24 protein-coding genes are annotated in these 25,375 nt (G+C 59.6%); 15 read left to right on the plus strand and 9 right to left on the minus strand.

Features of this window, described 5'->3' with window-relative positions; translation table 11 throughout:
- Positions 1–20: 20 nt before the first annotated feature.
- The gene (locus MRBLMR1_RS02310) at positions 21–743 is read right to left on the minus strand and encodes an SDR family oxidoreductase (protein WP_148143480.1); all 723 of its coding nucleotides are present in this window, start codon (positions 741–743) and stop codon (positions 21–23) included.
- A gap of 111 nt (positions 744–854) precedes the next feature.
- Between MRBLMR1_RS02310 and MRBLMR1_RS02315 the strand changes: the two genes are divergently transcribed.
- From MRBLMR1_RS02315 to MRBLMR1_RS02355, 9 genes are all read left to right on the plus strand, one after another.
- Positions 855–1,769: a LysR family transcriptional regulator gene (locus MRBLMR1_RS02315; RefSeq protein ID WP_148143482.1), complete on the plus strand. Its 915-nt coding sequence runs from the start codon at positions 855–857 to the stop codon at positions 1,767–1,769.
- Between the two features lie 120 nt (positions 1,770–1,889).
- Positions 1,890–3,053 (plus strand): aminodeoxychorismate synthase component I, encoded by a 1,164-nt coding sequence (locus MRBLMR1_RS02320; RefSeq protein WP_148143484.1) that lies wholly within the window; start codon positions 1,890–1,892, stop codon positions 3,051–3,053.
- A complete protein-coding gene (locus MRBLMR1_RS02325; RefSeq protein ID WP_148143486.1) occupies positions 3,038–3,670 on the plus strand; it encodes an aminotransferase class IV family protein in 633 nt (210 codons plus the stop codon). Before MRBLMR1_RS02320 ends, MRBLMR1_RS02325 begins: the two co-directional genes overlap by 16 nt.
- A 72-nt stretch (positions 3,671–3,742) precedes the next feature.
- Entirely contained in the window at positions 3,743–4,654 is a 912-nt protein-coding gene (locus MRBLMR1_RS02330; protein WP_148143488.1) for a heme-dependent oxidative N-demethylase family protein, read from the plus strand.
- Positions 4,655–4,807: 153 nt separating this feature from the next.
- On the plus strand, positions 4,808–6,259 hold the full coding sequence (locus MRBLMR1_RS02335) for a homospermidine synthase (RefSeq protein WP_148143490.1): 1,452 nt from the start codon (positions 4,808–4,810) through the stop codon (positions 6,257–6,259).
- A 173-nt stretch (positions 6,260–6,432) separates the two neighbouring features.
- Entirely contained in the window at positions 6,433–6,795 is a 363-nt protein-coding gene (omp10, locus tag MRBLMR1_RS02340) for an outer membrane lipoprotein Omp10 (protein ID WP_148143492.1), read from the plus strand.
- Between the two features lie 217 nt (positions 6,796–7,012).
- Positions 7,013–8,959, plus strand: a complete 1,947-nt coding sequence (locus MRBLMR1_RS02345; protein WP_183685245.1) for a 5'-nucleotidase C-terminal domain-containing protein — start codon at positions 7,013–7,015, stop codon at positions 8,957–8,959.
- 171 nt (positions 8,960–9,130) lie between these two features.
- On the plus strand, positions 9,131–10,165 hold the full coding sequence (gene hemH, locus MRBLMR1_RS02350) for a ferrochelatase (RefSeq protein WP_148143496.1): 1,035 nt from the start codon (positions 9,131–9,133) through the stop codon (positions 10,163–10,165).
- A gap of 228 nt (positions 10,166–10,393) precedes the next feature.
- Entirely contained in the window at positions 10,394–11,083 is a 690-nt protein-coding gene (locus MRBLMR1_RS02355) for an SDR family oxidoreductase (protein ID WP_148143498.1), read from the plus strand.
- Positions 11,084–11,099: 16 nt separating this feature from the next.
- Here the strand turns inward: MRBLMR1_RS02355 and queE are convergent, their stop codons facing one another.
- The 3 genes from queE to queC are packed head-to-tail and all read right to left on the minus strand — an operon-like array spanning position 11,100 to position 12,912.
- A complete protein-coding gene (gene queE / locus MRBLMR1_RS02360) occupies positions 11,100–11,834 on the minus strand; it encodes a 7-carboxy-7-deazaguanine synthase QueE (RefSeq protein WP_148143501.1) in 735 nt (244 codons plus the stop codon).
- The gene (gene queD / locus MRBLMR1_RS02365; protein ID WP_148143503.1) at positions 11,831–12,187 is read right to left on the minus strand and encodes a 6-carboxytetrahydropterin synthase QueD; all 357 of its coding nucleotides are present in this window, start codon (positions 12,185–12,187) and stop codon (positions 11,831–11,833) included. Before queD ends, queE begins: the two co-directional genes overlap by 4 nt.
- The gene (queC, locus tag MRBLMR1_RS02370; protein WP_148143505.1) at positions 12,187–12,912 is read right to left on the minus strand and encodes a 7-cyano-7-deazaguanine synthase QueC; all 726 of its coding nucleotides are present in this window, start codon (positions 12,910–12,912) and stop codon (positions 12,187–12,189) included. Before queC ends, queD begins: the two co-directional genes overlap by 1 nt.
- Positions 12,913–13,049: 137 nt before the next feature.
- Between queC and MRBLMR1_RS02375 the strand changes: the two genes are divergently transcribed.
- Together MRBLMR1_RS02375 and MRBLMR1_RS02380 are read left to right on the plus strand one after the other, a co-directional pair.
- A complete protein-coding gene (locus MRBLMR1_RS02375; RefSeq protein WP_148143507.1) occupies positions 13,050–14,081 on the plus strand; it encodes an SPFH domain-containing protein in 1,032 nt (343 codons plus the stop codon).
- Positions 14,082–14,085: 4 nt separating this feature from the next.
- The gene (locus tag MRBLMR1_RS02380) at positions 14,086–14,550 is read left to right on the plus strand and encodes an NfeD family protein (protein WP_148143509.1); all 465 of its coding nucleotides are present in this window, start codon (positions 14,086–14,088) and stop codon (positions 14,548–14,550) included.
- A 58-nt stretch (positions 14,551–14,608) separates the two neighbouring features.
- Here the strand turns inward: MRBLMR1_RS02380 and MRBLMR1_RS02385 are convergent, their stop codons facing one another.
- Positions 14,609–16,471 carry a M3 family oligoendopeptidase gene (locus tag MRBLMR1_RS02385; RefSeq protein WP_148143511.1) on the minus strand — a complete coding sequence of 621 codons (1,863 nt, stop codon included), beginning with the start codon at positions 16,469–16,471 and terminating at the stop codon, positions 14,609–14,611.
- 178 nt (positions 16,472–16,649) lie between these two features.
- Between MRBLMR1_RS02385 and MRBLMR1_RS02390 the strand changes: the two genes are divergently transcribed.
- Both MRBLMR1_RS02390 and MRBLMR1_RS02395 read left to right on the plus strand, forming a co-directional pair.
- Positions 16,650–18,230 carry a sigma-54-dependent transcriptional regulator gene (locus MRBLMR1_RS02390; protein WP_148143513.1) on the plus strand — a complete coding sequence of 527 codons (1,581 nt, stop codon included), beginning with the start codon at positions 16,650–16,652 and terminating at the stop codon, positions 18,228–18,230.
- 201 nt (positions 18,231–18,431) lie between these two features.
- Entirely contained in the window at positions 18,432–20,288 is a 1,857-nt protein-coding gene (locus MRBLMR1_RS02395; protein ID WP_148143515.1) for a peptidoglycan L,D-endopeptidase MepK, read from the plus strand.
- Between the two features lie 51 nt (positions 20,289–20,339).
- Here the strand turns inward: MRBLMR1_RS02395 and MRBLMR1_RS02400 are convergent, their stop codons facing one another.
- The 4 genes from MRBLMR1_RS02400 to MRBLMR1_RS02415 form a co-directional block, all read right to left on the minus strand.
- Positions 20,340–21,608 carry an FAD-dependent oxidoreductase gene (locus tag MRBLMR1_RS02400; RefSeq protein WP_148143517.1) on the minus strand — a complete coding sequence of 423 codons (1,269 nt, stop codon included), beginning with the start codon at positions 21,606–21,608 and terminating at the stop codon, positions 20,340–20,342.
- Positions 21,609–21,691: 83 nt separating this feature from the next.
- Entirely contained in the window at positions 21,692–21,970 is a 279-nt protein-coding gene (locus tag MRBLMR1_RS02405) for a DUF2312 domain-containing protein (RefSeq protein ID WP_112454363.1), read from the minus strand.
- A gap of 93 nt (positions 21,971–22,063) precedes the next feature.
- Positions 22,064–22,372 carry a DUF1244 domain-containing protein gene (locus MRBLMR1_RS02410; protein ID WP_148143519.1) on the minus strand — a complete coding sequence of 103 codons (309 nt, stop codon included), beginning with the start codon at positions 22,370–22,372 and terminating at the stop codon, positions 22,064–22,066.
- A gap of 24 nt (positions 22,373–22,396) precedes the next feature.
- On the minus strand, positions 22,397–23,191 hold the full coding sequence (locus tag MRBLMR1_RS02415; protein WP_148143666.1) for an N-formylglutamate amidohydrolase: 795 nt from the start codon (positions 23,189–23,191) through the stop codon (positions 22,397–22,399).
- A 322-nt stretch (positions 23,192–23,513) separates the two neighbouring features.
- Here MRBLMR1_RS02415 and MRBLMR1_RS02420 point away from each other — a divergent pair, with 322 nt between their 5' ends.
- Together MRBLMR1_RS02420 and pyk are read left to right on the plus strand one after the other, a co-directional pair.
- A complete protein-coding gene (locus MRBLMR1_RS02420) occupies positions 23,514–23,897 on the plus strand; it encodes a DUF1036 domain-containing protein (protein WP_223218398.1) in 384 nt (127 codons plus the stop codon).
- Positions 23,897–25,336, plus strand: a complete 1,440-nt coding sequence (gene pyk, locus MRBLMR1_RS02425; protein ID WP_148143521.1) for a pyruvate kinase — start codon at positions 23,897–23,899, stop codon at positions 25,334–25,336. The genes MRBLMR1_RS02420 and pyk overlap by 1 nt, the downstream gene beginning before the upstream one ends.
- Positions 25,337–25,375 lie beyond the last annotated feature (39 nt).

The following is a 25,375-nucleotide window of genomic DNA, read 5'->3' on the forward strand; positions in this document are numbered from 1 at the left end:
GGGTCCAATCCGGATGGGGATCAGTAGGAAGAGCGTGTCGGGCGCACGACGATCTCGTTGACGTCGACATCCTCGGGCTGCTCGATGGCGAAGCGCACCGCGCGGGCGATTGCATCAGGCTTGAGGGCGATGGCCCGGTAGGTCTTCATGCCTTCGGCGGCAACCGGATCGGTGATCGTGCTGGCCAGCTCGCTTTCCACCACGCCGGGATGGATGCAGGTGACACGCAGCCTGTCGTTCTCCTGTCGCAGCCCGTCCGAAATGGCCCGCACGGCGAATTTCGTGGCGCAATAGACGGCCGCCGTCGGCACGACCTGGAGTGCACCGATCGAGGCTATGTTGATGATGTGGCCCGAGCCGCGTTCCGTCATCTCGGGCAGGACGGCAGCCACGCCGTGAAGAACGCCCTTGATGTTGACATCGACCATGCGGTCCCATTCGTCGACCTTCATCGAGGCCATGGGTGACAAGGGCATAATGCCAGCATTGTTGACGATGACATCGACGCGGCCGAATTCTGCTCTTGCCGCATCGGCAAAGGCTGCGACATCGGCGCGGTTCGTCACGTCGAGCCTGCGGGTCATGACTTTGCCGCCGTTCTGGCGGATTTCATCGGCCAGTTCTTCGAGACGTTCGGTACGTCGCGCGCCGAGCACCACAGTTGCTCCGGCCTTTGCCAGTTCACGCGCAATTCCTGCTCCGATGCCGCTGGAAGCGCCGGTGATGAGAACAACCTTTTCCATGACATTTCCTTCCATGTTTGCCGCTTGATTGCGGTTGCCAGAAAGGTAGTCGCAGTGCATTGTCGCGATAAGTCGCTTAGTGTTTTCCAGTTTGGTAAGTGAAACTAACCAATGTTGCCTGACTTCAATGCCCTTGCCGCTTTCGTTATCGTTGCCGAGGAGAAGAGTTTTCGCGCTGCGGCGGATCGGTTGGGCGTCACGCGCTCGGCAGTCAGCCAGACGATCCGCAAGCTGGAGGAAACGCTTGGCATCGCGGTGGTTTCCCGCACCACCCGCAGCGTCGCCCTGACCGAAGCGGGCGAGCGGCTTTATGCGGAAGTGGCGCCGGCATTTTCCGGTATGCAGTCAGCTATCGAGACGGCAGCAAGCCTGCGGGACAGGCCGCGCGGGCAATTGCGGCTTGCAGTCTCGTCCATCGCCGAGAGTTTTCTGTCCGGGCCGATGCTTGCTTCCTTTGCGGAAAGCAATCCTGAGGTCAGGCTGCATGTCACGGTTACCGACGAGGAATTCGATATCGTCGAGGAGGGCTATGATGCCGGCGTGAGGCTAGGGGAGCTGATTGCCCAGGACATGATCGCGGTTCCTGTATCGGGCGAGCAGCGCCAGCTTGCCGTCGCATCGCCAGACTATATCAAGCGCTTCGGGGTGCCCGCTCACCCGCGCGAACTAACCGAACGCCGCTGCATCGGCTGGCGCAAGGCCCCCAACCTGCCGGCTTATCGCTGGGAATTCGAGGAAGACGGGCGGGAAATTTCCGTCGCAGTCAACGATGCGATCACGACGACCGACATGGCGTTGATGATCAAGCTTGCGGTCGCCGGCGCCGGTATCAGCTTCGGCATGGAGGACAGTTTTCGGGCAGCCATCAAGCGTGGAGAGCTTGTGCCGATCCTCGAGCAGTTCTGCCCTCAATTTCCGGGTTTCTATCTGTATTATCCGAGCCGCCGCAACATGGCGCCGAAACTGCGCGCGCTGGTGGATCACCTGCGCGGTTTTCGCCAGAGCCAAACGCTTTCAAACGGATGAGATGCGGCAGTGGATTTCGCAGTCCGCGCTTCAAACTGCGTGGCGGCGGTGTTATGGCGCGTGAGATCCGCAATGCTGGCGGGATTAGGAACGGGCAGGGAGCCGCTGCGGCTAAGGGACATGGATCGGAATTCTTCTCCCTATATTCTGTTTCGTGACGATCTTGCCGAGCGGCAGCTTCTGTTTGCGTCTCCGAGTGAGCTGGTTATTGCGCGCCGTGTCGACGAGGTCATTCCGGCTTTGCGACGGCTGGAAGAATGCCGGGCCTCCGGCAAGTGGCTTGCCGGTTACCTTACTTACGAGGCTGGTTATGCGTTCGAGGAAAAGCTTCGACCGCTTGTGCCGGAGTGCCGGGAGACGCCGCTCGTCTGCATGGGCGTGTTCGACAGACCGGTCGAGGATGGTGATCCGAGGCTGGAGCCGCCGGCAGGGCCCAAGTCCGACGCGACCTTGAGCGAGCCGCATGCGGCCTGGAACGAAGAGAGTTATGCCGCCCGTTTTTCCGTCCTGCATGATCACCTGCGCAAGGGAGACTGTTTTCAGGGCAATCTCACCATGCCGATAGAAGCGCATTGGCCGGGGGATGCGCGGGAGCTGTTCTGGTCGCTGATCGCGCGCCAGCCGGTCCGTTACGGAGCGCTTGCCGAGCTTGGCGGTCCCGCCATCGTCTCGCGGTCGCCGGAATTGTTCTTCTCCGTCGACGAGAATGGCTGGATCGAGACCCATCCGATGAAGGGGACGGCCGCACGCGGCGCTACGCCCGAGGAAGACGAGGCGATCAAGCAGCAGATGCTGGCGGATGAAAAGACGCTGGCGGAAAACCGGATGATCGTCGATCTGTTGCGAAACGATATCTCGCATGTCAGCGAGGCGGGCACGCTTTTGGTGCCGAAACTGTTCGAGATCGAGACCTATCCGACCGTGCACCAGATGGTGAGCCATGTCCGCGCCCGGCTTTTGCCGGATGCGGGTCTGCCGGAGATCATGCGGGCGCTGTTTCCCTGCGGGTCGATCACCGGTGCGCCGAAGCTTTCCGCCATGACGATCCTGCAAAAGCTGGAAAGGGTGCCGCGGGATGTCTATTGCGGAGCGATCGGCTGGTGTGATCCGGCAGGGCCGATGCGATTTTCGGTGGCTATCCGCACGATCAGCCTTTTTTCCGGCGGAAGGGCAGTTTTCAATGTCGGCGGCGGTATCGTCTTCGATTCGATGCCGCAGGCGGAATATGAAGAGTGCCTGTTGAAGGCCAGGTTTGCGGTGGGAGACCAATGGATTTCTCGTTGATCGAGACGATGCGCTGGACGCCCGAGGACGGGTTCGTCCGTCTGGAGCAGCATTTGCGCCGGCTCAGTCGCTCGGCAGATGCGCTCGGTTTTCGCCAGCCGCAGGACGCCCGCAGAGCGCTCGATGACGCCGTCGACGGTGATGAGCCGCTGCGTGTTCGCCTGGTCATGTCATTTCGCGGCAAGATCGAGGTGACGACGGCTCCGTTCGTCATCCAGTCTCCGGAGACCGTCTGGAAAGTCAGGATCGGGACGACGAAGCTGAAGTCTGACGATCCGCTCTATCGCCACAAGACCTCACGGCGCGAGCCTTATGAAGCGGCGCGTGCCGAGTTTTCCGCCGACGAAGCCGATGAAGTGCTTTTGACCAACGAGCGCGGCGAGATGTGCGAGGGCACAATCACCAACCTGTTCGTTGAGGATCAGGAGGGCATGCTCATGACCCCGCCGATCACCAGCGGCATCCTGCCCGGCGTGCTGCGCGCCGACCTGATCCGCGAGCGTCGCGCCAAGGGGGCGGTTCTGAAGCCTGCCGATCTGGAGGAGGCGATGACGGCCGGGCGAAGGATCTTCGTCGGCAATTCGCTTCGCGGGCTCATTCAGGCCGAGTTGCTCTGATCTGTTCCAAAGCGCTTGAAAAGACGCGGTCTTGAAACGACACTGCGGCAAACAGGAGATGTCGCGGATCCGATGCCTGCCCCTATAGCCCCGACCTACACACCTTACGACGGTTCGTCGAAACCGTTCACGATCGGTCTTATGCAACTGGAACCTGAGCGCTGGATCGAGCCCGATGGCGATCTAGCAGAACAGGTATTGCTGAAACGCAATCTGGTGGCGGAGCATGGCGAGCTTGTGCTGCGCGCCGAGGCGGGTACGCAGGAGGCACAGCAGGAAGTTCTCGATCTCCTGATCGACTATCTGCCGCACTATCATCCGGAGAATTACCGTCTGGTTGGCAATGATATGCGCATCGCGGGCCTCGATCCGGATATTGCCGATGAAGCGATGATGCCGCTGCATCGAGCCGGGTTGCTGGTGCAGGACGATCTGGTGATCATGCGCAAAGGCGAAAACGGCTGGCGAATTGCCGCAGCTTTTCTGGCCTTCCCATCGTCCTGGCGGCTATCGGAGAAATTCGGCCTGTCGATGGATGAGGTGCATGCACCGGTGCCGGGCTTCGAAGGCGGCAGTCGCAATGCCGGGCTGATCAACCGAATGTTCGACAATCTCTCCGCCGACAGGATCGTGGTGCGCTGGAACTGGTCGGTGAATTGGTCGCATGCGCTCTATCATCCGGATGCGAAGTCGGCAGAAGAAAAACGCGGGGTGTCTGCGGACAAGGCCTTCATCCGGGTGGAGCGTCAGACACTGCGCAAGCTGCCGGTTTCGGGCGATATCCTTTTCACCATTCGTATCTATCTCGATCCGGTTTCAGTCATTCTTGCGCAGCCGAATGCAGTGGAACTTGCAGCCTCGATGGCGGAGCAGCTGGAAGCGATGTCGGATGTAGAAGTCGACTACAAGGGGCTGACGGAAAAGCGCGTCGAGCTTGTCGGTTTGCTGCGCCGAACGGAGCCGGTTAAGACTTTGGCAGAATAGTATGCTGTCCTTGTCGCGATCCCGGCACAAGCCCTTTATTGTGACTGATTTTTGTGATCTAGGGCCGCGCATCAGAACAGCGTCACACTCGCTGATTATGCGTGAAGCCAGGCTGCGGTTTGCATAGAGCAGTCGATTTTTAGGGAGTATGACATGTCGGATACCAACTACCCGGTCCATGCCGAAATTACCGGCCCGATCGTGATGATCGGCTTCGGTTCGATCGGTCGCGGCACTCTGCCGCTGATCGAGCGCCATTTCAAGTTCGACAAGAGCCGGATGGTGGTCATCGACCCGCGCGAAGAACCTTCCGACATGGAAATTCTTGCCAAGCACGGCGTTCGCCACATCAAGGAACACGTCACCAAGGACAATTACAAGACGCTTCTCAAGCCATTGCTGGACGACGGCAAGGGCGGGCAGGGTTTCTGCGTCAACCTGTCGGTTGATACCGGCTCGCTTGACCTGATGAAGCTCTGCCGCAAGCTCGATGTTCTTTATATCGATACGGTCGTCGAGCCGTGGCTTGGCTTCTATTTCGACAAGAGCCTGAAGAATTCCGACCGCACCAACTATGCGCTGCGCGAAACCGTGCGCCATGAGAAGAAGAAGAACCCGGGCGGCACGACGGCTGTTTCCACCTGCGGCGCAAACCCGGGCATGGTCTCGTGGTTCGTCAAGCAGGCGCTGGTCAACCTCGCCAACGACACCGGCCTGAAGTTCGACGAGCCGGATCAGAATGATCGCGAAGGCTGGGCCAAGCTGATGAAGAAGCTCGGCGTCAAGGGCGTGCATATTGCGGAGCGCGATACACAGCGCACCAAGCACCCGAAGCCGCTCAACGTGTTCTGGAATACGTGGTCTGTCGAAGGCTTCATCTCGGAAGGCCTGCAGCCGGCCGAACTCGGCTGGGGCACCCATGAAAACTGGATGCCGAAGAACGCCAAGAAGCACAAGAAGGGCTGCAAGGCCGCCATCTATCTGGAGCAGCCGGGCGCCAATACCCGCGTCCGCACCTGGTGCCCGACGCCGGGCCCGCAATACGGCTTCCTCGTCACCCATAACGAGTCGATCTCGATTGCCGATTACTTCACGGTCGAGAAGGACGGCGAAGTCGCCTACCGTCCGACCTGCCACTATGCCTACCACCCGGCCAATGACGCCGTGCTTTCGCTGCACGAGATGTTCGGCAATGGCGGCAACCAGCAGCCGGTCCTGCACGTTCTCAACGAGGACGAGCTTGAGGATGGCGTCGATGAACTCGGCGTGCTGCTCTACGGCCACGAAAAGAACGCCTACTGGTACGGTTCGCGCCTGTCGCTGGAAGAAACCCGCCGCATCGCGCCTTACCAGAACGCCACCGGTCTGCAGGTGACGTCGGCTGTTCTCGCCGGCATGGTCTGGGCGTTGGAAAATCCGAAGGCCGGCATCGTCGAGGCCGACGAGGTGGATTACAAGCGCTGCCTGGAAGTGCAGACGCCTTACCTTGGCCCGGTCGAGGGTCATTACACCGACTGGACCCCGCTCGAAGGTCGTCCGGGTCTCTTCCCGGAAGATATTGACGAGAAGGATGCCTGGCAGTTCAAGAACATTCTGGTGCGGTAAGCACTGGCCTGTTGCCGATCTTTTTGTGTATTTTGGAAACGCCCGCGCAAAAGCGGGCGTTTTCTGTAGAGACAGAATGTCCCGACACTGTACAAGCTGGCGGCTTGCCATAGATGAAGCGGGACGCCATGGTCCTTGTTACGTATGACCGAGCGAATCGCGGGAGATAAATCATGAAACTGAAAATGGGCTTTGCGCTGATCGCAGCTGCCAGTCTGAGTGCTTGCGTGTCCTCGCCGCCGCCGCGGCAGATGGCTGCAGCCCCGCAGCCGCAGGGCGTAGAAGGAAGCTGGGTCGATCCGAACGGCATCGTCTCGACCTTCCAGGCGGGGACGTTCAACACCCGCGCCAGCGACAGCAACGCGCTGCTGGCATCCGGTACCTATACGACGCTTTCGCCAACGCTGGTCGAGATCAACATGACCTCTCTGGTGCGCAAGACCCAGTCGCGCGTCAACTGCTCGCTCGTGAGCACCAGCCAGCTCAACTGCACCCAGGATAGCGGCGCGCAGTTCTCGCTGACGCGACGCATCTGATTTTAGCGCACAACATTCGAAGTCTCTTGAGAACCCTGCGCAAGCGGGGTTTTCGCGTTATGGAGGCAAAATGATGCAGTGCGCTCTTGTCATATTTGCCTTGAAACCGATTTTGCTTGGTGAAAGCATGCAGTGCACAATCACTGTCACGCTGAAAAGTTAAGACAATCGGGAACAGCCGTGCGTTCTGCACGGTGATTAAACAAGGAGAGAAATGATGATGAAGACTATGGGATTAGGGCTGTTGACCGCATCGGTCATGGCCTTGTCGAGCGGAGTGGCGTTTGCCGACTACGAACTCAATATCCTGCACATCAACGATTTCCACTCCCGTATCGAATCCGTCAACAAATTCGATTCCACTTGCTCGGCCGAAGAAGAAGGCAAGGGTGAGTGCTTTGGCGGTGCAGCCCGCCTGCTGACCGCGATCAACCAGACGCGCGATGCGCTGAAGGCCGACAACAAGAATGTTCTGCTGCTCAATGCCGGCGACAACTTCCAGGGCTCGCTGTTCTACACGACCTACAAGGGCGCTGTTGAAGCAGAAGTCCTGAATGCGATGAAGTTCGATGCGATGGCCGTCGGCAACCACGAATTCGACGATTCGGACGATGTTCTCGCCACCTTCCTCGACAAGATCCAGTTCCCGGTCGTTACCGCCAACGTCGTTGCTTCCGCAGCTTCTAAGGTCGGTGACCGCATCAAGCCCCATATCGTTCTTGAGGTCGGTGGCCAGAAGATCGGTATCGTCGGTGCGGTGACCAACGATACGCCGGAAATTGCAAATCCCGGTCCGAACATCACCATTGCAGACGATATCGCCAAGATCACCGAAGCCGTACAGGCGGTGAAGGCAGAAGGCGTGACCAAGATTATCGCGCTTACTCATGTCGGTTATCCGCGTGACCTCGCCTACATCGCCAAAATCCCGGATGTCGACGTCGTTGTCGGCGGCCACACGCACACGCTTCTTTCGAACACCGTCAAGGGTGCCGCCGGTCCTTATCCGACCTGGGTGGATAATCCGGGCGGCTACAAGGTTCCGGTCGTGCAGGCATTCCAGTACAGCCGCTACCTGGGCGACCTGAAGGTCGTGTTCGACGACAACGGCGTGGTCAAGTCGGCCGAAGGCGAACCGATCCCGGTCGATGTCAAGTTCCAGCCGAATGCGGACATGGTCAAGCGCGTCGACGAGTTGAAGGCGCCGATCGACGAGCTGAAGAAGAAGGTCGTCGGCTCGACCGAAACGGCGATAGAGGGCGACCGCAAGATTTGCCGCGCAGCCGAATGCTCGATGGGTAACCTGCTTGCCGATGCGCAGCTCGATCGCGTCAAGGATCAGGGCATCACCATCTCCATCCAGAATGGCGGTGGTCTGCGTGCGTCGATCGATGCCGGCGAAGTAACCATGGGTGAAGTGCTGACCGTTCTGCCGTTCCAGAACACGATCGCTACCTTCCAGATCAAGGGTTCGGACCTTGTTGCCGCGCTTGAAAACGGCGTCAGCCAGATTGACGACGGTGCAGGCCGCTTCCCGCAGGTCGCAGGCATGAAGTTCTCCTTCGACAAGTCTAAGCCGGTCGGCTCGCGCACCAGCGACGTGCAGGTCAAGGAAGGCGATGCCTTTGTGGCGATCGATCCGAACAAGGTCTATGGCGTCGTCACCAACAACTATGTTCGTGGTGGCGGTGACGGGTTCAAGATCTTTGCGACTGCTGCGCAAAACGCCTATGACTTCGGTCCCAACCTTGAGCAGGCGGTTGCCGATTATCTTACGGCTCACAATCCCTACAAGCCTTACACGGATGGACGCATCACCGACCTGACGCCGGCTGGCTACACGCCGCCTCCGCCGCCGGCTCCGGCTGCTGCACCGGCTGCCGCTGCACCAGCCGCAACGCCTGCTCCGGCTGCTCCTGCACCGGCAACCACTGCCCAGGCTCCCGCTGCAACGGCTCCGGCCGCAGTCGAAGCCCAGGGGCAGACAACTCCGCCGGCTGCGGGTCCGAGCAAGTACACGGTCGTAAAGGGCGACTCGCTGTGGAAGATCGCCGAAAGCACCTATGGTGACGGCGAGCGCTGGACCGAAATTGCTAAGGCCAACAGCCTGCGTCATCCGAACCTGATCCAGGTCGGCGCAGAGCTGGAACTGCCGGCCAAGTGAGGTTCTTGATCCCGGTCAAGGCCGGGATTGATAAACTAAATCATTGGATCGGGACAAATTGTCTCAGCGACGATTGCGGCTCGGGGTTTCCCGAGCCGTTTTTTGTTTCTAAATGATCCGCAGCCCGTCGATCGCCGTAATGGTTTCGGTTCGCATATCTGGAAAGCTTTCATGAGCACGTCTTCTGCCTCCATGCCCGCATCCCATCCGTCCGTTTACTTTGGCAAGGTCGGCGTGCTGCTGGTCAATCTCGGCACGCCCGATGGTACCGACTACTGGTCGATGCGGCGTTATCTCGCCGAATTCCTGTCCGATAGCCGCGTCATCGAATGGTCGAAGCTCTATTGGTACCCGATCCTTTACGGCATCGTCTTGAACAAGCGGCCGCAGAAGGTCGGCAAAGCGTATGAGGAGATCTGGAACAAGGATCTCAACGAAAGCTATCTGCGCACCTATACCCGCAACCAGGGTGAGCTGATGGCGCAGCGGCTGAAGGATCTGCCGAATGTCGTGGTCGACTGGGGCATGCGTTACGGCAATCCGTCAATCGCCTCGAAGATCGATGCCTTGAAGGCGCAAGGCTGCGACCGCATCGTGCTCTTCCCGCTCTATCCGCAATATGCGGCGGCGACGACGGCAACGGTTAACGACAAGGCGTTCGAGCACCTGATGAAGATGCGCTGGCAGCCGGCCGTGCGCACGGTGCCGACCTATCACGACGATCCCGTCTACATCGAAGCGCTCGCCAACTCGGTGCGGCAGACGCTTTCGACGCTCGACTGGGAACCGCAGCTGCTGATCACCTCGTTCCACGGCATCCCGCAGTCCTATTTCAAGGCCGGCGATCCCTATCAGTGTTTCTGCCAGAAGACGGCGCGGCTGTTGCGCGAAAAACTCGGCTATCGCGAGGATCAGTTGCGGATCACCTTCCAGTCGCGTTTCGGCCCGGAAGAATGGCTGCAGCCCTATACAGACAAGACGATGGAAGGGCTGGCGGCAGAGGGCATCAAGCGTGTCGCCATCATGAACCCGGGCTTCGTTTCGGATTGTCTTGAGACACTGGAAGAAATCGCCGGAGAGGCAGGCGAGATCTTCATGCATCATGGCGGCGAGAAATTCGTTCACATCCCCTGCCTGAACGACAGCGAGGGCGGAATGGACGTGCTGGAGACGGTGGTGCGGCGGGAGCTGCAGGGCTGGGTTTGATTGGTAGAGTGCGCTCTTAGAGAGAGCCTCTGCCCCTCACCCTAACCCTCTCCCCGCAAGCGGGGAGAGGGGACGTGCCCTGCCTGATGCTCGAGAGGGACGGAGGCCTTGCGGCTCGCGTCCTTCTCCCCGTCATTACGGGGAGAAGGTGCCGGCAGGCGGATGAGGGGCAGCGCCAACGCTCAAGATGACGCTTACAGCGAAGCCAGTTAGCCAAAGGAACACCCCATGAAAAAGGCAATCGTTACCGGTGGAGCAGGCCTGATCGGGGCTGGGATTTGCGAGGCGCTGGTTGCCCGCGGTTTCGAGGTTGCCTCTTTCGACCTCTCCGGCAAGACCCACGCTGTCGAGGGTGTTCGTGCCATCGAATGTGATGTTGCAGACGAAGCCTCAGTCGAGATCGCGATTGCCGAACTCGGCTGGGATCGTCTCGATCTGCTCGTCAGCAATGCCGGTGCCACAGGCGGGGCGCTCGGCACCTCCATCCTCGAGATGTCCTATCTCGACTGGCGCCGCGTGATCGACAGCCATCTCACGGGTGCCTTTCTGATGACGCGGGCCGTCGTGCCGTTGATGAAAACCGGCGGATCGGTGGTCAACATGGCTTCGACCCGAGCCTTCATGTCGGAGCCGAATTCGGAAGCCTATGCGGCGTCCAAGGGCGGGCTGGTTGCGCTGACGCATGCGCTTGCCGTCAGCCTTGGCCCAACGATCCGGGTGAATGCGATTGCTCCGGGCTGGATCACCAACGAGACGAACCTGAGCCATGAGGATGAGGCGCAGCATCCCGCAGGCCGCGTCGGGCGGCCGAAGGATATTGCCGATGCCGTGCTCTATCTCGACGGTGCCGGTTTCGTCACAGGGCAGGTGCTGACCGTCGATGGCGGGATGACGAAGAAGATGATCTACGCCGAGTAAGTGTTTGGGGCGTTTCTCAGACGCCCCGCTTGTTGCCCCAGAGCAGAACGTGAAGCTGCGGCAAAACCGTTGCCGAAAACCAGCGGTCAGCCGTCACCTTGTCGACCAGCCACAACATCCGATCCATGATGCCGTCGAGATCGATGCGGGCATCGTCGTCTTCCGGCGGCGGCGGCGTGTGGTTGCCGGGCTGCAGATAGACGGGCAGTTCCGGAAAGCGCAGCGATGCCTCGCGGGCAAACGCATAATCGGTATCGTCGAAGATAACGAATTTGAGTGCGATGCGCGGTGCTTTTCCCGCCGCTTCAAGACAGTCGGCCAAAACGTCCCAATCCGTTTCCATTCCGCTCGATGGCGGTTTGGGCGAGAGGACAAGCACGTCGAGATCGGCAAACCAGTCGCGGGCGATGCTGCCCTGGGTCTCGATGGCAAATCGGTAACCGTCGTTCTTGCCGCGCCGGATCAGGGATTTCAATGGCTGAATGGCCGGATTGCCGCCCGAAAGCGAGACCATCAGCGGCATTCCGCCCGAAAGTTCCCGCACTTCCTGCCAGATCGCGTCGGCCTCCATCGGCGTCCAGTCGTGGCGATAGGCGCTATCGACGGCATGCAGAGTGTCGCACCACGAGCAGCGATAATCGCAGCCGCCGGTGCGCACGAAAACGGTCGGCTGGCCGATCAGCATGCCTTCGCCCTGAATGGTCGGGCCGAAGATCTCGCTGATCCGGATCGTTTCTGCGGATGCGGTCATGGTCTGTACTCAGCCCAGGTCTTGGGCGTTTCGCTGACCTTGACGGCCGAAGTTTCGGGCAGGCGCTGCTTGCACCAGTCGTAAAAATGCTTCGCCAGATATTCCGAGGTCACCTTGTCATGGCCCAGAACCTCGTTCAGGTGGCGGTGATCGAATTCGTCATCGATATAGCGCTTCAGCGGTGCCAGTTCGTGATAGTCGCGAACGAACCCGTCCTCGTTCAGGTCGGCGCAGGCGAGTTCGACCACGACGATGTAGTTATGGCCGTGCAGGCGGGCGCATTGATGGTCTGCCGGCAGATGCGACAGCTGGTGAGAAGCGGAGAAGTGGAATTCCTTGGTGATGCGATACATCAGCGGACCTCCTCTGCCTTAAATTCCGGGGCCTTGAAGCCCTCGGTTGCTGCCTTCCAGAAATCCGGGTCTTCGTAATCGGTCGGGTCGGTGACACCGGCGAGGTGGAAGGCTTCGCGCCGTTCGACACAGGTGCCGCAGCGGCCGCAATGACGCTCACCGCCCTTGTAGCAGGACCATGTTTCGACGAAGGGCGTGCCGTGCTTCGCGCCATCTGTGACGATATCGGCCTTGGAGCCGGTGACATAAGGAGCGAGCAGTTTCACCGAGGCGTAGCCGTCCAGTGCGTGGCGCTGCATCGCATCAAAGCTGTCGATGAAGTCGGGGCGGCAGTCGGGATAGATGAAATGATCGCCGCCATGGACGGCGATTGCCACCGCATCTGCCTTTCGGGCGGCCGCGACGCCGAAGGCGATGGTCAGCATGATCGCATTGCGGTTCGGCACAACGGTGATGCGCATCGTCTCTTCGGCATAATGGCCGTCGGGAACGTCGACATCATCGGTCAGCGCCGAGCCGGTGAGCTGGCTGCCGATGGCGCGCATGTCGATGATCTGGTGGAAAACGCCGAGGCGTTCCGCAGTGGCTGCGGCAAATTCCAACTCCTTCTTGTGGCGCTGGCCATAGTCGAAGGAGATGAGGCCCATAAGCTCGCCCTTGGCGGCGATGTTATGGGCAAGCGAAACGGAATCCAGTCCGCCGGAGCAGACGACGATAGTCTTCATGATTGGTGTCCTTGTTTTATCCGGGTAGGCTGCGACCGGTCTTCGGGTGCCTTCTAGACTACCTTCCTGTGCTTGTGAATGGTGCTCCGGTTGAATAGGATTGCCGCGATTTTAAGCAATTCATAAGGGAGGCTTTAATGGGCTTGGGTGGTTTCGATATTTTCGTCATCGTTGTGGTGATCCTCGCGATCCTGCTCCTCTTTGCATTGGTGAAGACGGTACCGCAGGGTTACGCCTATACGGTCGAGCGTTTCGGCCGTTACACGCGTACGCTTCAGCCGGGTTTGAACATTCTCACACCGTTCATCGAACGCATCGGCGCGAAGATGAACGTGATGGAGCAGGTGCTCGACATTCCGACACAGGAAGTCATCACCAAGGACAATGCCAGCGTGGCGGCCGATGCCGTGGCCTTCTACCAGGTGCTCAATCCGGCGCAGGCGGCCTATCAGATCGCCAATCTGGAAAACGCCATCCAAAATATCACGATGACGAATATACGCTCGGTCATGGGGTCCATGGATCTCGACGAATTGCTGTCGAACCGTGATGTCATTAACGACAAGCTGTTGCGCGTGGTCGACGAGGCAGTGCACCCGTGGGGCATCAAGGTCACCCGTATCGAGATCAAGGACATCCAGCCACCGAAGGATCTGGTGGAATCCATGGCGCGGCAGATGAAGGCGGAACGCGAAAAGCGTGCGCTGGTGCTGGAAGCCGAAGGTGCGCGTAACGCACAGATCCTTCGGGCAGAAGGCGCCAAGCAGGCGGCGGTTCTGCAGGCCGAAGGCGAGCGCGAAGCGGCGTTCCGCGAGGCCGAGGCGCGCGAGCGTCTGGCCGAAGCCGAAGCGAGGGCGACCCAGTTCGTCTCGGAAGCCATTGCTGCCGGTGACGTGCAGGCGATCAACTACTTCGTTGCGCAGAAATACACAGAGGCGCTGGTCGAGATCGGCAAGGCCAACAATTCCAAGATCGTGCTGATGCCGCTCGAAGCTTCGTCGCTGATCGGTTCGCTCGGCGGTATCGGCGCCATTGCTAAGGAAGTGTTCGGCGACGGCAATGGCCCGGCACCGTCCACTCCTCGTACTCAACAGCCACGTCCGGCGCGCAGCACGCCGACGGTAACCGCCGTGGTGCCGCCTTTCACCCCGCCGACCTCCGAGAGGTGATGTGATGGTGGTTGAACTCTGGAACAGTCTCGGTCCCTGGGGCTGGTGGATTGTCGGTATTGCGCTGCTGGTGCTGGAACTGCTGGTACCCGGCGTATTCCTGATCTGGATAGGTGCCGCGGCCGTGGTGCTCGGCGCGCTGTCGCTGGCGCTCTGGGATGCCGCCTTCTGGGGCTGGCATGTTCAGCTGCTGCTGTTTGCCGTGCTTTCGGTTCTGTTCGCGGTTATCGGTCGGCGAATCTATAACGGCAAACGCACGACAAGCGACGAGCCTTGGCTCAACCGTCGTGGCGAAAGCCTCATCGGTCGCACGGCGACGCTTTCCGAGCCTATTCAGGAAGGGCGCGGCCGGATCAGGCTCGACGATACGATGTGGTCGGTCATGGGGCCGGATCTGCCGGTCGGTTCCCGCGTCCGGGTCGTGGCGTCGAGTGGCCGGGACCTGACAGTGGAACCGGTGGTACGGTAGACATTCACTTCAAATAGAAAACAGCCGGGTCTCCCCGGCCGTTTGTCATTTCGGGCCCTCAGCCCAGTTCCTTGTCCAGTGCTTCCAATTCGTCGATCAGGCCTTCGATCATCGAGAGGCCCTTGGACCAGAAGGTCGGGTCTGTGGCGTCGAGGCCGAAGGGCTTCAGGAGTTCGGAATGATGCTTGGTGCCGCCGGCCTTCAGAAGCTCGAAATACTTGTCCTGGAAGCCGGGAGCAGCGTTCTGGTAGACGGCGTAGAGCGAGTTCACCAGGCAGTCACCAAAGGCATAGGCATAGACATAGAAGGGCGAGTGGATGAAGTGGGGGATGTAGGTCCACCAGCTTTCATAACCTTCCGAAATCCGGATTGCCGGGCCGAGGCTTTCGCCCTGGACTGACAGCCAAAGCTCGCCGATCTGCTGTGATGTCAGCTCGCCTTCCTTGCGGGCCGTATGGACCTTGCGCTCGAACTGGTAGAAGGCGATCTGGCGCACGACCGTGTTGATCATGTCCTCGACCTTCTGGGCGAGCATCGCCTTGCGCTCGCGCTTGTCCTTCGTTTTCTCCAGTAGCGTACGAAAAGTCAGCATTTCGCCGAAGACGGAGGCGGTTTCGGCAAGCGTCAGCGGCGTCTGGCACATCAGTGCGCCCTGTCCACCGGCGAGAACCTGATGCACGCCATGGCCGAGTTCGTGGGCGAGCGTCATCACGTCGCGCGGTTTGCCGAGATAGTTAACCAGAACATAAGGGTGGGCAGACGGCACGGTCGGATGGGCAAAGGCTCCGGGTGCCTTGCCGGGACGCGACGGCGCGTCGATCCATTCTTCCGCAAAGAAGCGGCTGGCGATATCGGCCATTTCCGGGGCAAAGGCACCGTATGCCGAAAGCACGGTCTCCTTCGCGGTTTCCCACGGAATGACGGCCTTGGGCGTTTCCGGCAGCGGTGCGTTGCGGTCCCAGTAGTTCAGCTGGTCCATGCCGAGCCATTTTGCCTTCATCGCATAATAGCGGTGCGACAGGCGCGGATAGGCGTCCTGAACGGCGGCGGCCAGCGCATCGACCACTTCGCGCTCGACCCGGTTGGCAAGGTGGCGGCTGTCGGCGATATCCTCTAAGCCGCGCCAGCGGTCGGAAATATCCTTGTCCTTGGCGAGCGTGTTGGTGATCAGGGTGAAGACACGCAGGTTGTCGCTGAAGGTTTTCGACAGGGCACTTGCCGCCTTGGCGCGGATGGCCGGATCGGCCTCCTGCAGCATGTTGAGCGTGACTTCGAGCGGCTGCTTTTCGCCGTCGATATCGAAGCGCAGTTCCGCCATGGTCTCGTCGAACAGGCGGTTGAAGGCAGACGCTGACGTCATCGACTTTTCGAGGAACAGCTGTTCCAGCTTGTCATCCAGCTGAAAGGGCTTGTCCTTGCGCAGGTCGACGATCCATGGGCGGTAGTGGCCGGCGGCCGGATCGCCATCCACGCAGGCATCCATCAAGGCATCGTCGATGCGGTTGAGTTCCAGCGCGAAGAACAGAAGGTGTGACGAGATGTCGGTGAGTTTCGCCTGGGCGTCGCCGAAGAATTTGCCGTTGGCGGGGTCGGACGTATCGGAAAAGTAGGTGAGGCCGGCGAATGAGCCGATCTTGCCGAGGAGATCGTCGAGCGCTTCGTATTCCTTGAGTGCCTCGCCGATACCGCCTGCGCCGTTCTTCGTCGCGGCCTCGGCCAGCTTGCCCTTCCACTTGTTTTCAAAAGCGAGCGCGTCCGTTTCGGATTGCTTCAGGTCGGCTGTAAAGGCCGGTGCATCCTTGGCGGCATAGAGATCGGAAAGCTTCCAGACGGGCAGGAGACCAAGCGCGGGATCCGTTGCGCCGCCACCGGCCGCCGGTGCGGCATGTGCAATTTCAGACAGCGCTATGCGATTTTTCATGGTCTTTCCTTCCCTCAACCGGGTACTCGAATGGGTGCCAGATGGGTAGCATTTCAACCCTTCTGCCGCCACCCGTCCGTTTTCTGTTCAGACTGTTAAAATGTGAGCTTTTCTCAAAAGGGGATGTTCAAGCCTATCTGGCACAACTTCCAGCATAAGAGCCCGCAAAGGGTGCACGATGAACGTTGCCGGGAGTTCACAAATGTCTGCTCATATCCTTGTCGTCGATGACGATCCCATTCAGCGCCGCCTTCTGAAGAATGCAGTCGAGCGGCAAGGTTATGTCGCGCATCTGGCCGAAAACGGAAAGGTCGCACTCGATTTTCTCAGTCGCACCAGCGGCGATGTGAATGTCATCGTGCTTGACCTGATGATGCCGGAAATGGACGGGCTTTCCTTCCTCGTCGCACTGCGGGAGATGGGCGTTCAGACCCCGGTCATCGTGCAGACCGGACAGGGCAGCATCGAATATGTCGTTCAGGCGATGCGGGCAGGGGCTTTCGACTTCGTCGTCAAGCCGGTTTCGCCGGAGCGGATCGCGACCTCCATCGCCAACGCATTGAAGCTCGATTATCGCGAAGGCAAGGCCAAGGTCGGCCGCCGTCGCGCCGGTGTCGTCGGCTTCAACGACATCGTATCTGCAAGCCCGGACATGCTGCGGGTTATCGATCTGGCACAGCGTGCGGCGCATTCGAATATTCCGGTCGTGCTCGAGGGTGAATCCGGCGTCGGCAAGGAAATGATCGCCCGCGCCATCCAGTCGGGCAGCGATCGTGCCGGCAAGCCGTTCATCACCGTCAACTGCGGCGCGATCCCGGCCAATCTGGTCGAGAGCATCCTCTTCGGTCACGAAAAAGGTGCGTTTACCGGAGCGACAGAGCGTCACACCGGCAAGTTCGTCGAGGCCGATGGCGGCACGCTTTTCCTGGACGAAATCGGTGATCTGCCGCTCGAAGTTCAGGTGAAACTCTTACGCGCCGTGCAGTCGGGCGAGATTGAAACGGTCGGTGCCGGCCGGGTTCACAAGGTCAATGTTCGGCTGATTTCGGCCACCAACAAGGACCTGATCGAAGAGGTTCGCGCCGGTCGTTTCCGCGAGGATCTCTACTACCGCCTCAACGTTTTTCCGATCACTATTCCGGCTCTGCGCCGCCGCAAGGAAGACATTCCGCATCTGGTGCGCGTCTTCGCCGAGCGTTTTTCGCTGGAGCAGAAGCTGCCGCAGAACCTCAATGTCAGCGCCGGTGCGCTGGCGCTGCTGACGGCTTACGACTGGCCGGGCAATATCCGTCAGCTCGAAAACGCCATCTTCCGGGCCATCGTGCTTGCGGAAGGTGATGAGCTTACAGAGCTTGATTTCCCGCAGATTGCGGCCCAGGTGCCGGAATTCCGCACTCCCGAACTGGTCGCGACTGCCACGACACAAATGTCTGCTCCTTCATCGGTCCTACGCCCGATCATCGAAGATCTGGGCTTCCCGCAGCCGATGCTGCCGCCTCGTACGACACGGCCGGATCCGCGCGCGCTTCTGGCTGCCGCCTACCCGGCATCGGACAATGTCATCGTAAGCACCGACGACACGGGTGAGGTGAGAAAACTTGCCGATGTGGAAGAGGAACTGATTCGTTTCGCGCTGAAGTTCTACCGCGGCCAGATGAGCCAGGTTGCCCGCAAGCTCGGCATCGGTCGTTCGACGCTTTACCGCAAGCTGAAGGATTACGGTATCGATCCGGATGACCCACTCAAGGAAGCAGCCTGATTAGAGAGTGTTAATTTTCAGGCAAGGAAGCGATGGCAATTTCTGTCAATCTCTCTTTAGCACATCATTGACTATAAGAGAGATGCTTGTACATGTGTGGCAGATTTGCCATCGTGTGACCGCAATTGTCAGCCAAATGGGACAACGAGGGACGTTGTCTGCAGGACGGGGATCGCTTTGCCTGATTTGAATGCAAAAGAAATGCCTTCGGGCACAGGCGTTCATCGCCTCGTCCTAAAGGCCTTTCAATCGCTGACCAGGCGTGCTGCTCAGGGTGCGGCACTTGCTGTCGTTGCTGCTTCCATCTGGTCCGTGCAGGTGTCCGAGGCGGCTGCGGAAAACCGCAGCCTCAAGCTCTATTTCATCCATACCGGCGAAAAGGCCGAGATTACGTTCAAGCGTAACGGCCGCTTCGATCCCAAGGGTCTTCAGCAGATCAACAATTTCCTGCGTGACTGGCGCAAGAACGAGCCGACAAAGATGGACCCGCGTCTTTTCGATCTCGTCTGGGAAGTCTATCGGCGCAGTGGCGCCAAGGATTACATCCACGTCGTCTCCGCCTATCGTTCGCCGACCACCAACGGCATGCTGCGCGGTCGCTCGCGCAATACCGGCGTGGCGAAGAACAGCCAGCACATGCTCGGCAAGGCAATGGACTTTTACATTCCCGGCGTAAAGCTTGCGACGCTGCGTGCGCTCGCGATGCAGATGCAGGTCGGTGGCGTCGGCTTCTATCCGACATCCGGTTCACCTTTCGTGCATCTGGACGTCGGTGGCGTGCGTGCATGGCCGCGTATGTCGCGCCAGGAGCTGGTGCAGATTTTCCCGAAGGGCAATACGCTGCATCTTCCGGCAGATGGTCAGCCGCTTCCAGGCTATGATCAGGCGCTCGCAGATTACAAGAAACGTGTCGGTTCAAGCTCGATCGAGATCGCATCGACGGCCGGCGGCGCGCCCGCCGCTGAACGCAAGCGCCGCGGCTTCCTCGCAACTCTCTTTGGCGGCGGTGCCGACGAAGAAGAGGATAATGGTGAAAGCAGCACGCCAGCCATTGCGTCGCCGCGGCCCTCCGCGCCTGCAAGCCGGCCGGCTGATGCAGAGGACGAAGCACCTGCCGCCGCTCCGCTGCCGGGTGTGATGGTCGCTTCGGCCCAACCTCAGCAGGCGCCGCAGCCGGAGAATATCACGGCGCCGGTTCCCGCTTCACGCCCAGCTTTCCGCCAGGACGGCCCGGGTGCACTTGCAACTGCTCTCTATTCGCAGCAGCGCAATCCTGCCCAGGAGGCGCTTGCGCTTCAGGCCGCTGCGGCTGTTAACAGCAGGCCTCAAGGTGAAAGCTTCGAAGATCTGACGAAATACGCCGTTCCGGTGCCGACCTTGCTCGGTTCGCGCGGGACGAAGGCTGATGCCGACACATCAAACATGATGGCGTCGCTGGGCGATGTCCCGCCTTCGCTGCAGGATGTGTCGGGCGTACCGCTTCCTGCTCACCGTCCGGCTGTCGCGCAGGTTGCCGCAATGGTGCCAGCTCCGCAACCGGCGGAACGGGCAAGGGAAAATGAGCAAGCCTTGACGCCTGAACTGGTCGCAGCCCTTTCCCGCAGTGTCGATGATGATCGCAGAGCAGCGGCCGGTATTCGTGCTGTCAGCGATGAGGCCGGTGCTACTCCGGCACCTTTGCATTCTCAGGCGCGCAAGCCGACGGAAGTTGCAGCACTACCGAAAAAGGTTATCCAGGCACCTTCGGCTTCCGGTCATTTCGGCGATGGTTTCGATACGCCCAAGTGGGTCGCTGCAGCAGCTTCCGCAGTGCCAACCAAGGGTGGCCGATCGACGAAGCCTGACCTAGCACCGGCTTCCGGCAACCTGACCAAGGATACGCTGGAGAAATGGGCGCTGGATAACAAGCGCTCGGGCGACGTGGTTTCGATGAAGGCGCCGCGGGTGGTGACCCGCACGCTGAACAGCGAATATTCGGCGGCCTATGCGAGCGAGGGCTTCAAGCCGGTTGCTGCCGCAGTGAAGATCGATCCCAATCGTTTCAGCGGCTCCAACTGATCCCCGTTTTGAAGCTGATTGATGCTCGGCTAGGTTCACCCGAGCTAAAGTCTATTCTCTGTCTTGCAAGATAGACTGCGCAGCCAGTTTTCCGGCGACGATCGCACCCTCGATATATCCAGGGAAAGACGGCGACAGCTCCGAACAGGCAAAATGCAGGCGCGGCAGTCCCTTGAGCAGGATCTCTTCCGCATCCGTAGCCTTAAGGTCGGTGATGACGTCGCTATAGGCACCATCGCTCCAGGCATCGTTGACCCAATCGCGAATGCAGACGGAAACCGGTTCGTGACCTTTCTCTCCCAATGCGGCGCTGAGTTCTGACGTGACGAAGTTCGCCAGCTCGGTCTGCGGTCGCTTATGCCATTCCGAGGCCAGCGGTCCGCCAAGAAAGACGACGATGCCGAAATAATCGTCATGGCTGGCGTCGCAGGCGTAGATGCCCTGCGGATCGCTCCACATGACCGACCCGCTCAGTCCCTTGTCGCGCCAGAATGGTGTCCTGTAGCCGATCTGCAGCTTGATCGCACAACCCGGCTCCCAGGCAGAAAGTGCCCTTTCGAGTTCAGCTGGAAGCGGTGGCGATATTTCTATTCTTCGCGCCATGACGGGCGGTACGGCAATGATCACATGTCCTGCAGTGAGCGCGCGTCCCTCGACATCCACTTCAACCGCATCTTCCATGATGGTGATAGAGGTGGCGGGGGCGGACAGTCTCAGTCGGTCATCGAGGCCCGCCGCTAAACGGTCGGCCAGCGCGTGCATGGTGTCACGCATGAACATCTCAAGTTCGGGATAGATATTGGTAATCCGCCGGTCGTTCGAGACGAGATAGGCAAGCGCCACGTCTTCCGGCGCGCGGCACCACAATCCCTTTACGAGTCTTCGGAATGAGCCGGTCACATCCGAAGGCATGTCGGTCTGGCGGTCGATCCATTGCCCCACGGTCAGACCCGAGAATGCAGGATTGGTGAGATCGATGGAGCGCATTCGCTCACGCAACTGCTCCACGCCGTTCCAGATGGCATCACCGTGTTCGGGTGGAATGGCGGGGCGATAGGATTGTTCTCCATCGACATGAGAGAAGACGGTGCGTGCTCCGAAGCGCTGCGCCGTCTCGACCAGATGTGTCATGTCACGGCATAGGAACTGGCCGCCGGTATCGATGCGTGTCCCGTTCGGCAAATATTCCGATTCCACCCGGCCGCCGACGCGGTTGCGGGCCTCGACCACGATGACATCGAGGCCGGCAGCCATCAGGTCCGTGGCCGCGGTAAGGCCGGTAAAGCCTGCGCCGATAACGATGACGTCGTGATCTGCCATTGGAAACTCGCGCGAAGGGAGATTTGCTGCATCAGGCGCAAAAGAAAAAGCCCGCCTTCAAGGGGCGGGCTTTGAAAAGCGGATCAGGCGGCTTCTTCCTCGTCGGTGCCGGCGCCCGGGATCATGCCGAGGGCGCTGAGGTAAGTGTCGAGGATCAGGTCCTCTTCCATGCGCTCCTGGTCATCCTTCTTGCGAAGGGCGATGACCTTTTTCATGATCTTGGTGTCGTAGCCCATCGACTTCGCTTCGCCATAGACGTCCTTGATGTCGTCGGCGATCGTCTTCTTTTCTTCTTCAAGTCGTTCAATGCGCTCTACAAAAGCGCGGAGCTGGTCGCGGGCGACGCCATGAGCATCAGACATCGGTGTCTCCTGATAATGGAAATCTCTATTGGATAGTGGTCAAGTGCCGAAAAGCAGGCGCAAGGTCAAGCCTAATCAATCGCCAATGCCAATTCAGCCATGCGGCGGCTTGTTGATCTCGAATGCGGCTTTTTGAGCGTCGCTTGCTTCCATCTGGTGAAGGTTCTTCCAGTCTTCATAGGGCATGCCGTAGACGATCTCGCGGGAAGCCTCTTTTGAAAGGTCCAGTCCTGCCTCGGTCGCTGCATCGCGATACCAGTTGGACAGACAGTTCCGGCAAAAGCCTGCCAGATTCATCATGTCGATATTCTGGACGTCGCTCCGTTCACGCAGATGCTGGACGAGCCGGCGAAATGCCGCCGCTTCAAGCTCGGTTTGTTGTTCCTTGCTGATGTCGGTCATGGGAACGTCTCCTGACTGCTGTCGTCACACGGCGGGGTAGGGGTCGGTACGCGACGGGAAAATCCTGTATTCATGCAATTTGGGGTCTGCGTTGAGCGAGGTAAAGATCGGCGCAAGCCTTGCCGCCCAGGCATCCATGCCTGCATCATCGCCGATCAGGTCCTGCCTTACTTCCAGAAGCGCGTGCGGAATGCCGGGGATCATGCAGTGGCGATACATCGTGTCGCCCTTCAAGGCGCCATCATAAGGCTCGTTGTCGCCTATAACGATATCGCCCGGTTCGCGAAGTTTTGACAGAAGCGGCAAAACTGCCCTGTCATCGCTGTCCCATAACACTGCTGCATGCCAGGGCCTTGCGAAATCCTTCCAGTAGGGAGTGAAGGAATGTATTGAAAGCACCAGAGGCGCCCGGCCGGATGTCGAGGCCTTGGCTATCGTCTGTTCGACGGCGCGGTGATAAGGCCGGTGGTAGGTGTCGAGGCGGGTTTGCCATTCTTCATCGGTAATCGGGTGATTGCCGGGAATGATCGCGCCGTCGGAAATCTTCATGATCAGGGTCGGATCGTCTTCACCACGGTTCGGATCGATCAGCAGGCGCGAGAAGCAGCCGAGCAGTGCCGGCACGCCGAGCATGGCGGCAAGCCTGCGTGTCAGGCCCTCGACGCCGATATCGAAAGCGATGTGCCTGAGAAAGGCGCTGTCGGGTAGGCCAAGAGTGCCATATTTCGAAGGAAGGCTGTTCATGGCGTGATCTGCGAGAAGCACCATGCCTGTGTCATAGTTGCCGTCTATGATTTCGAACGATTGGAAATTCTGCATGCTCACGTACATTTCAAACGATTATGTTGTGAGTTTGGTGATCGCATGACAGCCGTTTTGGCGCAAGAGAGGCGGCCTGTGCTTGTCAAAAAGCAAGCCCGTGCAGGGGGATGAAACAAATTTAAGCAAGCGTAGCGGCAGGGCGACGCAATCAACCACAGCTTCGTTGACTTTCTGCCCGTTGCGCGCGAGAAAGTGCCTCCACGATAACCATGGAGACCTGACGGAAACCGTGCCGATAAAATCGATTAAAATCTATCTTCGTTCGCTCCTTTCCGTTCCGGCGGGTGCTTTTGCTGTTTGCGCAAGCGCACCGCTTCTCATGGCTTCTCCGGCTCATGCTGATTTTCGTGTCTGTAACGGCACGCAGAATCTTGTCGGGGTGGCAATCGGTTATCGTGCCCAGGATGGTTGGAATACCGAGGGTTGGTGGCAGGTTCCTGCTTCCACCTGCGCTACTCTGATCGAAGGGGAACTGCAGTCACGATACTATTATCTTTATGCCGAGGATGCCGCCCGCGGAGGGCGGTGGACCGGAAATATCAATATGTGCGTCGCCGAGAATGAATTCAAAATTGTCGGCGTCAATGATTGTTTCACCCGTGGCCACCAGCGCATGGGTTTCAAAGAGTATGATACGGGTCGTCAGGGAAGCTGGATGGTCCAGCTGTCCGACACGCCCGGTACGCAAGAAGGCCAGAATTGATGAGGCGTAACCGCAAAGTAAAGATCCTTGCCACGCTCGGTCCGGCATCGTCGGAAGAGGCAATGATCCAGAAGCTCCACGAAGCAGGCGCTGACCTCTTCCGTATCAACATGAGCCATGCCAGCCATGAAATGATGCGTACCCTGATCGAGCGCATCCGCTCGGTCGAGAAGAAGTCGGGTCGCCCGATCGGTATTCTCTGTGACTTGCAGGGACCGAAGCTTCGCGTCGGCAAATTTGCCAACACCAAAGTAACACTGACCCCGGGTCAGACATTCACGCTCGACAACAACGAAGCGCCGGGTGACGAAAACCGCGTTTACCTTCCGCATCCGGAAATCCTCGAAGCGGTCAAGGCCGGCGATCGCCTGCTGATCGACGACGGCAAGCTGGCTCTGAAGGCTGTCGAAGCCGACGGCAAGAAGATCGTCTGCACCGTTGTTGCCGGCACCAGCATTTCCGACCGCAAGGGCGTCAGCCTGCCCGACACGATCCTGACCGTCGGCGTTCTGACCGACAAGGACCGCGCCGACCTCGATGCCGTTCTTGCCACCGAAGACGCCGACTGGGTTGCGCTGTCCTTCGTGCAGCGTCCGGAAGACCTGGCGGAAGTCCGCAAGATCGCTCGCGGCCGTGTCGGCATCATGTCGAAGATCGAAAAGCCGCAGGCTATCGAACGCATCGACGAGATCATCGAGCTTTCCGACGCCGTCATGGTTGCCCGTGGTGACCTTGGTGTTGAAATGCCGATCGAAATGGTTCCCGGTATCCAGAAGCAGCTGACTCGCGCCTGCCGCCGTGCAGGCAAGCCGGTCGTGGTTGCCACCCAGATGCTGGAATCGATGATCACGGCTCCGGTTCCGACTCGCGCGGAAGTCTCCGACGTGTCGATCGCCGTCTTCGAAGGCGCTGATGCCGTCATGCTGTCGGCCGAATCCGCTTCCGGTCAGTATCCGGTCGAAGCTGTCTCGATGATGGCGTCCATCGCCCGTCAGGTCGAGCAGGATCCGCTTTATCCGAGCATCATTTACGCACAGCGCGCAACGCCGGAAGCCACCGGCTCCGACGCGATCTCGCTTGCTGCACGCCAGATTGCCGAAACACTCAAGGCTGCCGCGATCGTCACCTACACCCAGTCCGGCACGACCGGTCTGCGCGCCTCGCGCGAGCGTCCGAATGTTCCGATCCTGGCGCTGTCCCCGAATGTCAAGACGGCCCGCCGCCTTGCTGTCTGCTGGGGCCTGCACTGCGTCGTAACCGAGGATGCAAGCGATCTGGAAGACATGGTGAACCGCGCTGCGCGCATCACCGTTTCGGAAGAGTTCGGCAAGCCCGGCGACCGCGTCATCATCTCGGCCGGCGTTCCGCTCGGCACGCCCGGTTCGACGAACATGCTGCGTATCGCCTATATCGGCGCTGACGGCCAGACCGGCGCATAATCGGCTGACACAATTTGCAATTAACAGACGGCCGGAGCG

The sequence above is a fragment of the Neorhizobium sp. LMR1-1-1.1 genome (assembly GCF_040675795.1).
GTDB classification, from domain to species: Bacteria; Pseudomonadota; Alphaproteobacteria; order Rhizobiales; family Rhizobiaceae; genus Neorhizobium; species Neorhizobium cellulosilyticum.

What these genes read in the sequence shown, in the direction of transcription:
- MRBLMR1_RS02310 (WP_148143480.1), bottom strand. Translation starts at nt 743, where the DNA reads ATGGAAAAGGTTGTTCTCATCACCGGCGCTTCCAGCGGCATCGGAGCA.
- MRBLMR1_RS02315 (WP_148143482.1), top strand. Translation starts at nt 855, where the DNA reads ATGTTGCCTGACTTCAATGCCCTTGCCGCTTTCGTTATCGTTGCCGAG.
- MRBLMR1_RS02320 (WP_148143484.1), top strand. Translation starts at nt 1,890, where the DNA reads ATGGATCGGAATTCTTCTCCCTATATTCTGTTTCGTGACGATCTTGCC.
- MRBLMR1_RS02325 (WP_148143486.1), top strand. Translation starts at nt 3,038, where the DNA reads ATGGATTTCTCGTTGATCGAGACGATGCGCTGGACGCCCGAGGACGGG.
- MRBLMR1_RS02330 (WP_148143488.1), top strand. Translation starts at nt 3,743, where the DNA reads ATGCCTGCCCCTATAGCCCCGACCTACACACCTTACGACGGTTCGTCG.
- MRBLMR1_RS02335 (WP_148143490.1), top strand. Translation starts at nt 4,808, where the DNA reads ATGTCGGATACCAACTACCCGGTCCATGCCGAAATTACCGGCCCGATC.
- omp10 (WP_148143492.1), top strand. Translation starts at nt 6,433, where the DNA reads ATGAAACTGAAAATGGGCTTTGCGCTGATCGCAGCTGCCAGTCTGAGT.
- MRBLMR1_RS02345 (WP_183685245.1), top strand. Translation starts at nt 7,013, where the DNA reads ATGATGAAGACTATGGGATTAGGGCTGTTGACCGCATCGGTCATGGCC.
- hemH (WP_148143496.1), top strand. Translation starts at nt 9,131, where the DNA reads ATGAGCACGTCTTCTGCCTCCATGCCCGCATCCCATCCGTCCGTTTAC.
- MRBLMR1_RS02355 (WP_148143498.1), top strand. Translation starts at nt 10,394, where the DNA reads ATGAAAAAGGCAATCGTTACCGGTGGAGCAGGCCTGATCGGGGCTGGG.
- queE (WP_148143501.1), bottom strand. Translation starts at nt 11,834, where the DNA reads ATGACCGCATCCGCAGAAACGATCCGGATCAGCGAGATCTTCGGCCCG.
- queD (WP_148143503.1), bottom strand. Translation starts at nt 12,187, where the DNA reads ATGTATCGCATCACCAAGGAATTCCACTTCTCCGCTTCTCACCAGCTG.
- queC (WP_148143505.1), bottom strand. Translation starts at nt 12,912, where the DNA reads ATGAAGACTATCGTCGTCTGCTCCGGCGGACTGGATTCCGTTTCGCTT.
- MRBLMR1_RS02375 (WP_148143507.1), top strand. Translation starts at nt 13,050, where the DNA reads ATGGGCTTGGGTGGTTTCGATATTTTCGTCATCGTTGTGGTGATCCTC.
- MRBLMR1_RS02380 (WP_148143509.1), top strand. Translation starts at nt 14,086, where the DNA reads ATGGTGGTTGAACTCTGGAACAGTCTCGGTCCCTGGGGCTGGTGGATT.
- MRBLMR1_RS02385 (WP_148143511.1), bottom strand. Translation starts at nt 16,471, where the DNA reads ATGAAAAATCGCATAGCGCTGTCTGAAATTGCACATGCCGCACCGGCG.
- MRBLMR1_RS02390 (WP_148143513.1), top strand. Translation starts at nt 16,650, where the DNA reads ATGAACGTTGCCGGGAGTTCACAAATGTCTGCTCATATCCTTGTCGTC.
- MRBLMR1_RS02395 (WP_148143515.1), top strand. Translation starts at nt 18,432, where the DNA reads ATGCCTTCGGGCACAGGCGTTCATCGCCTCGTCCTAAAGGCCTTTCAA.
- MRBLMR1_RS02400 (WP_148143517.1), bottom strand. Translation starts at nt 21,608, where the DNA reads ATGGCAGATCACGACGTCATCGTTATCGGCGCAGGCTTTACCGGCCTT.
- MRBLMR1_RS02405 (WP_112454363.1), bottom strand. Translation starts at nt 21,970, where the DNA reads ATGTCTGATGCTCATGGCGTCGCCCGCGACCAGCTCCGCGCTTTTGTA.
- MRBLMR1_RS02410 (WP_148143519.1), bottom strand. Translation starts at nt 22,372, where the DNA reads ATGACCGACATCAGCAAGGAACAACAAACCGAGCTTGAAGCGGCGGCA.
- MRBLMR1_RS02415 (WP_148143666.1), bottom strand. Translation starts at nt 23,191, where the DNA reads ATGCAGAATTTCCAATCGTTCGAAATCATAGACGGCAACTATGACACA.
- MRBLMR1_RS02420 (WP_223218398.1), top strand. Translation starts at nt 23,514, where the DNA reads ATGGCTTCTCCGGCTCATGCTGATTTTCGTGTCTGTAACGGCACGCAG.
- pyk (WP_148143521.1), top strand. Translation starts at nt 23,897, where the DNA reads ATGAGGCGTAACCGCAAAGTAAAGATCCTTGCCACGCTCGGTCCGGCA.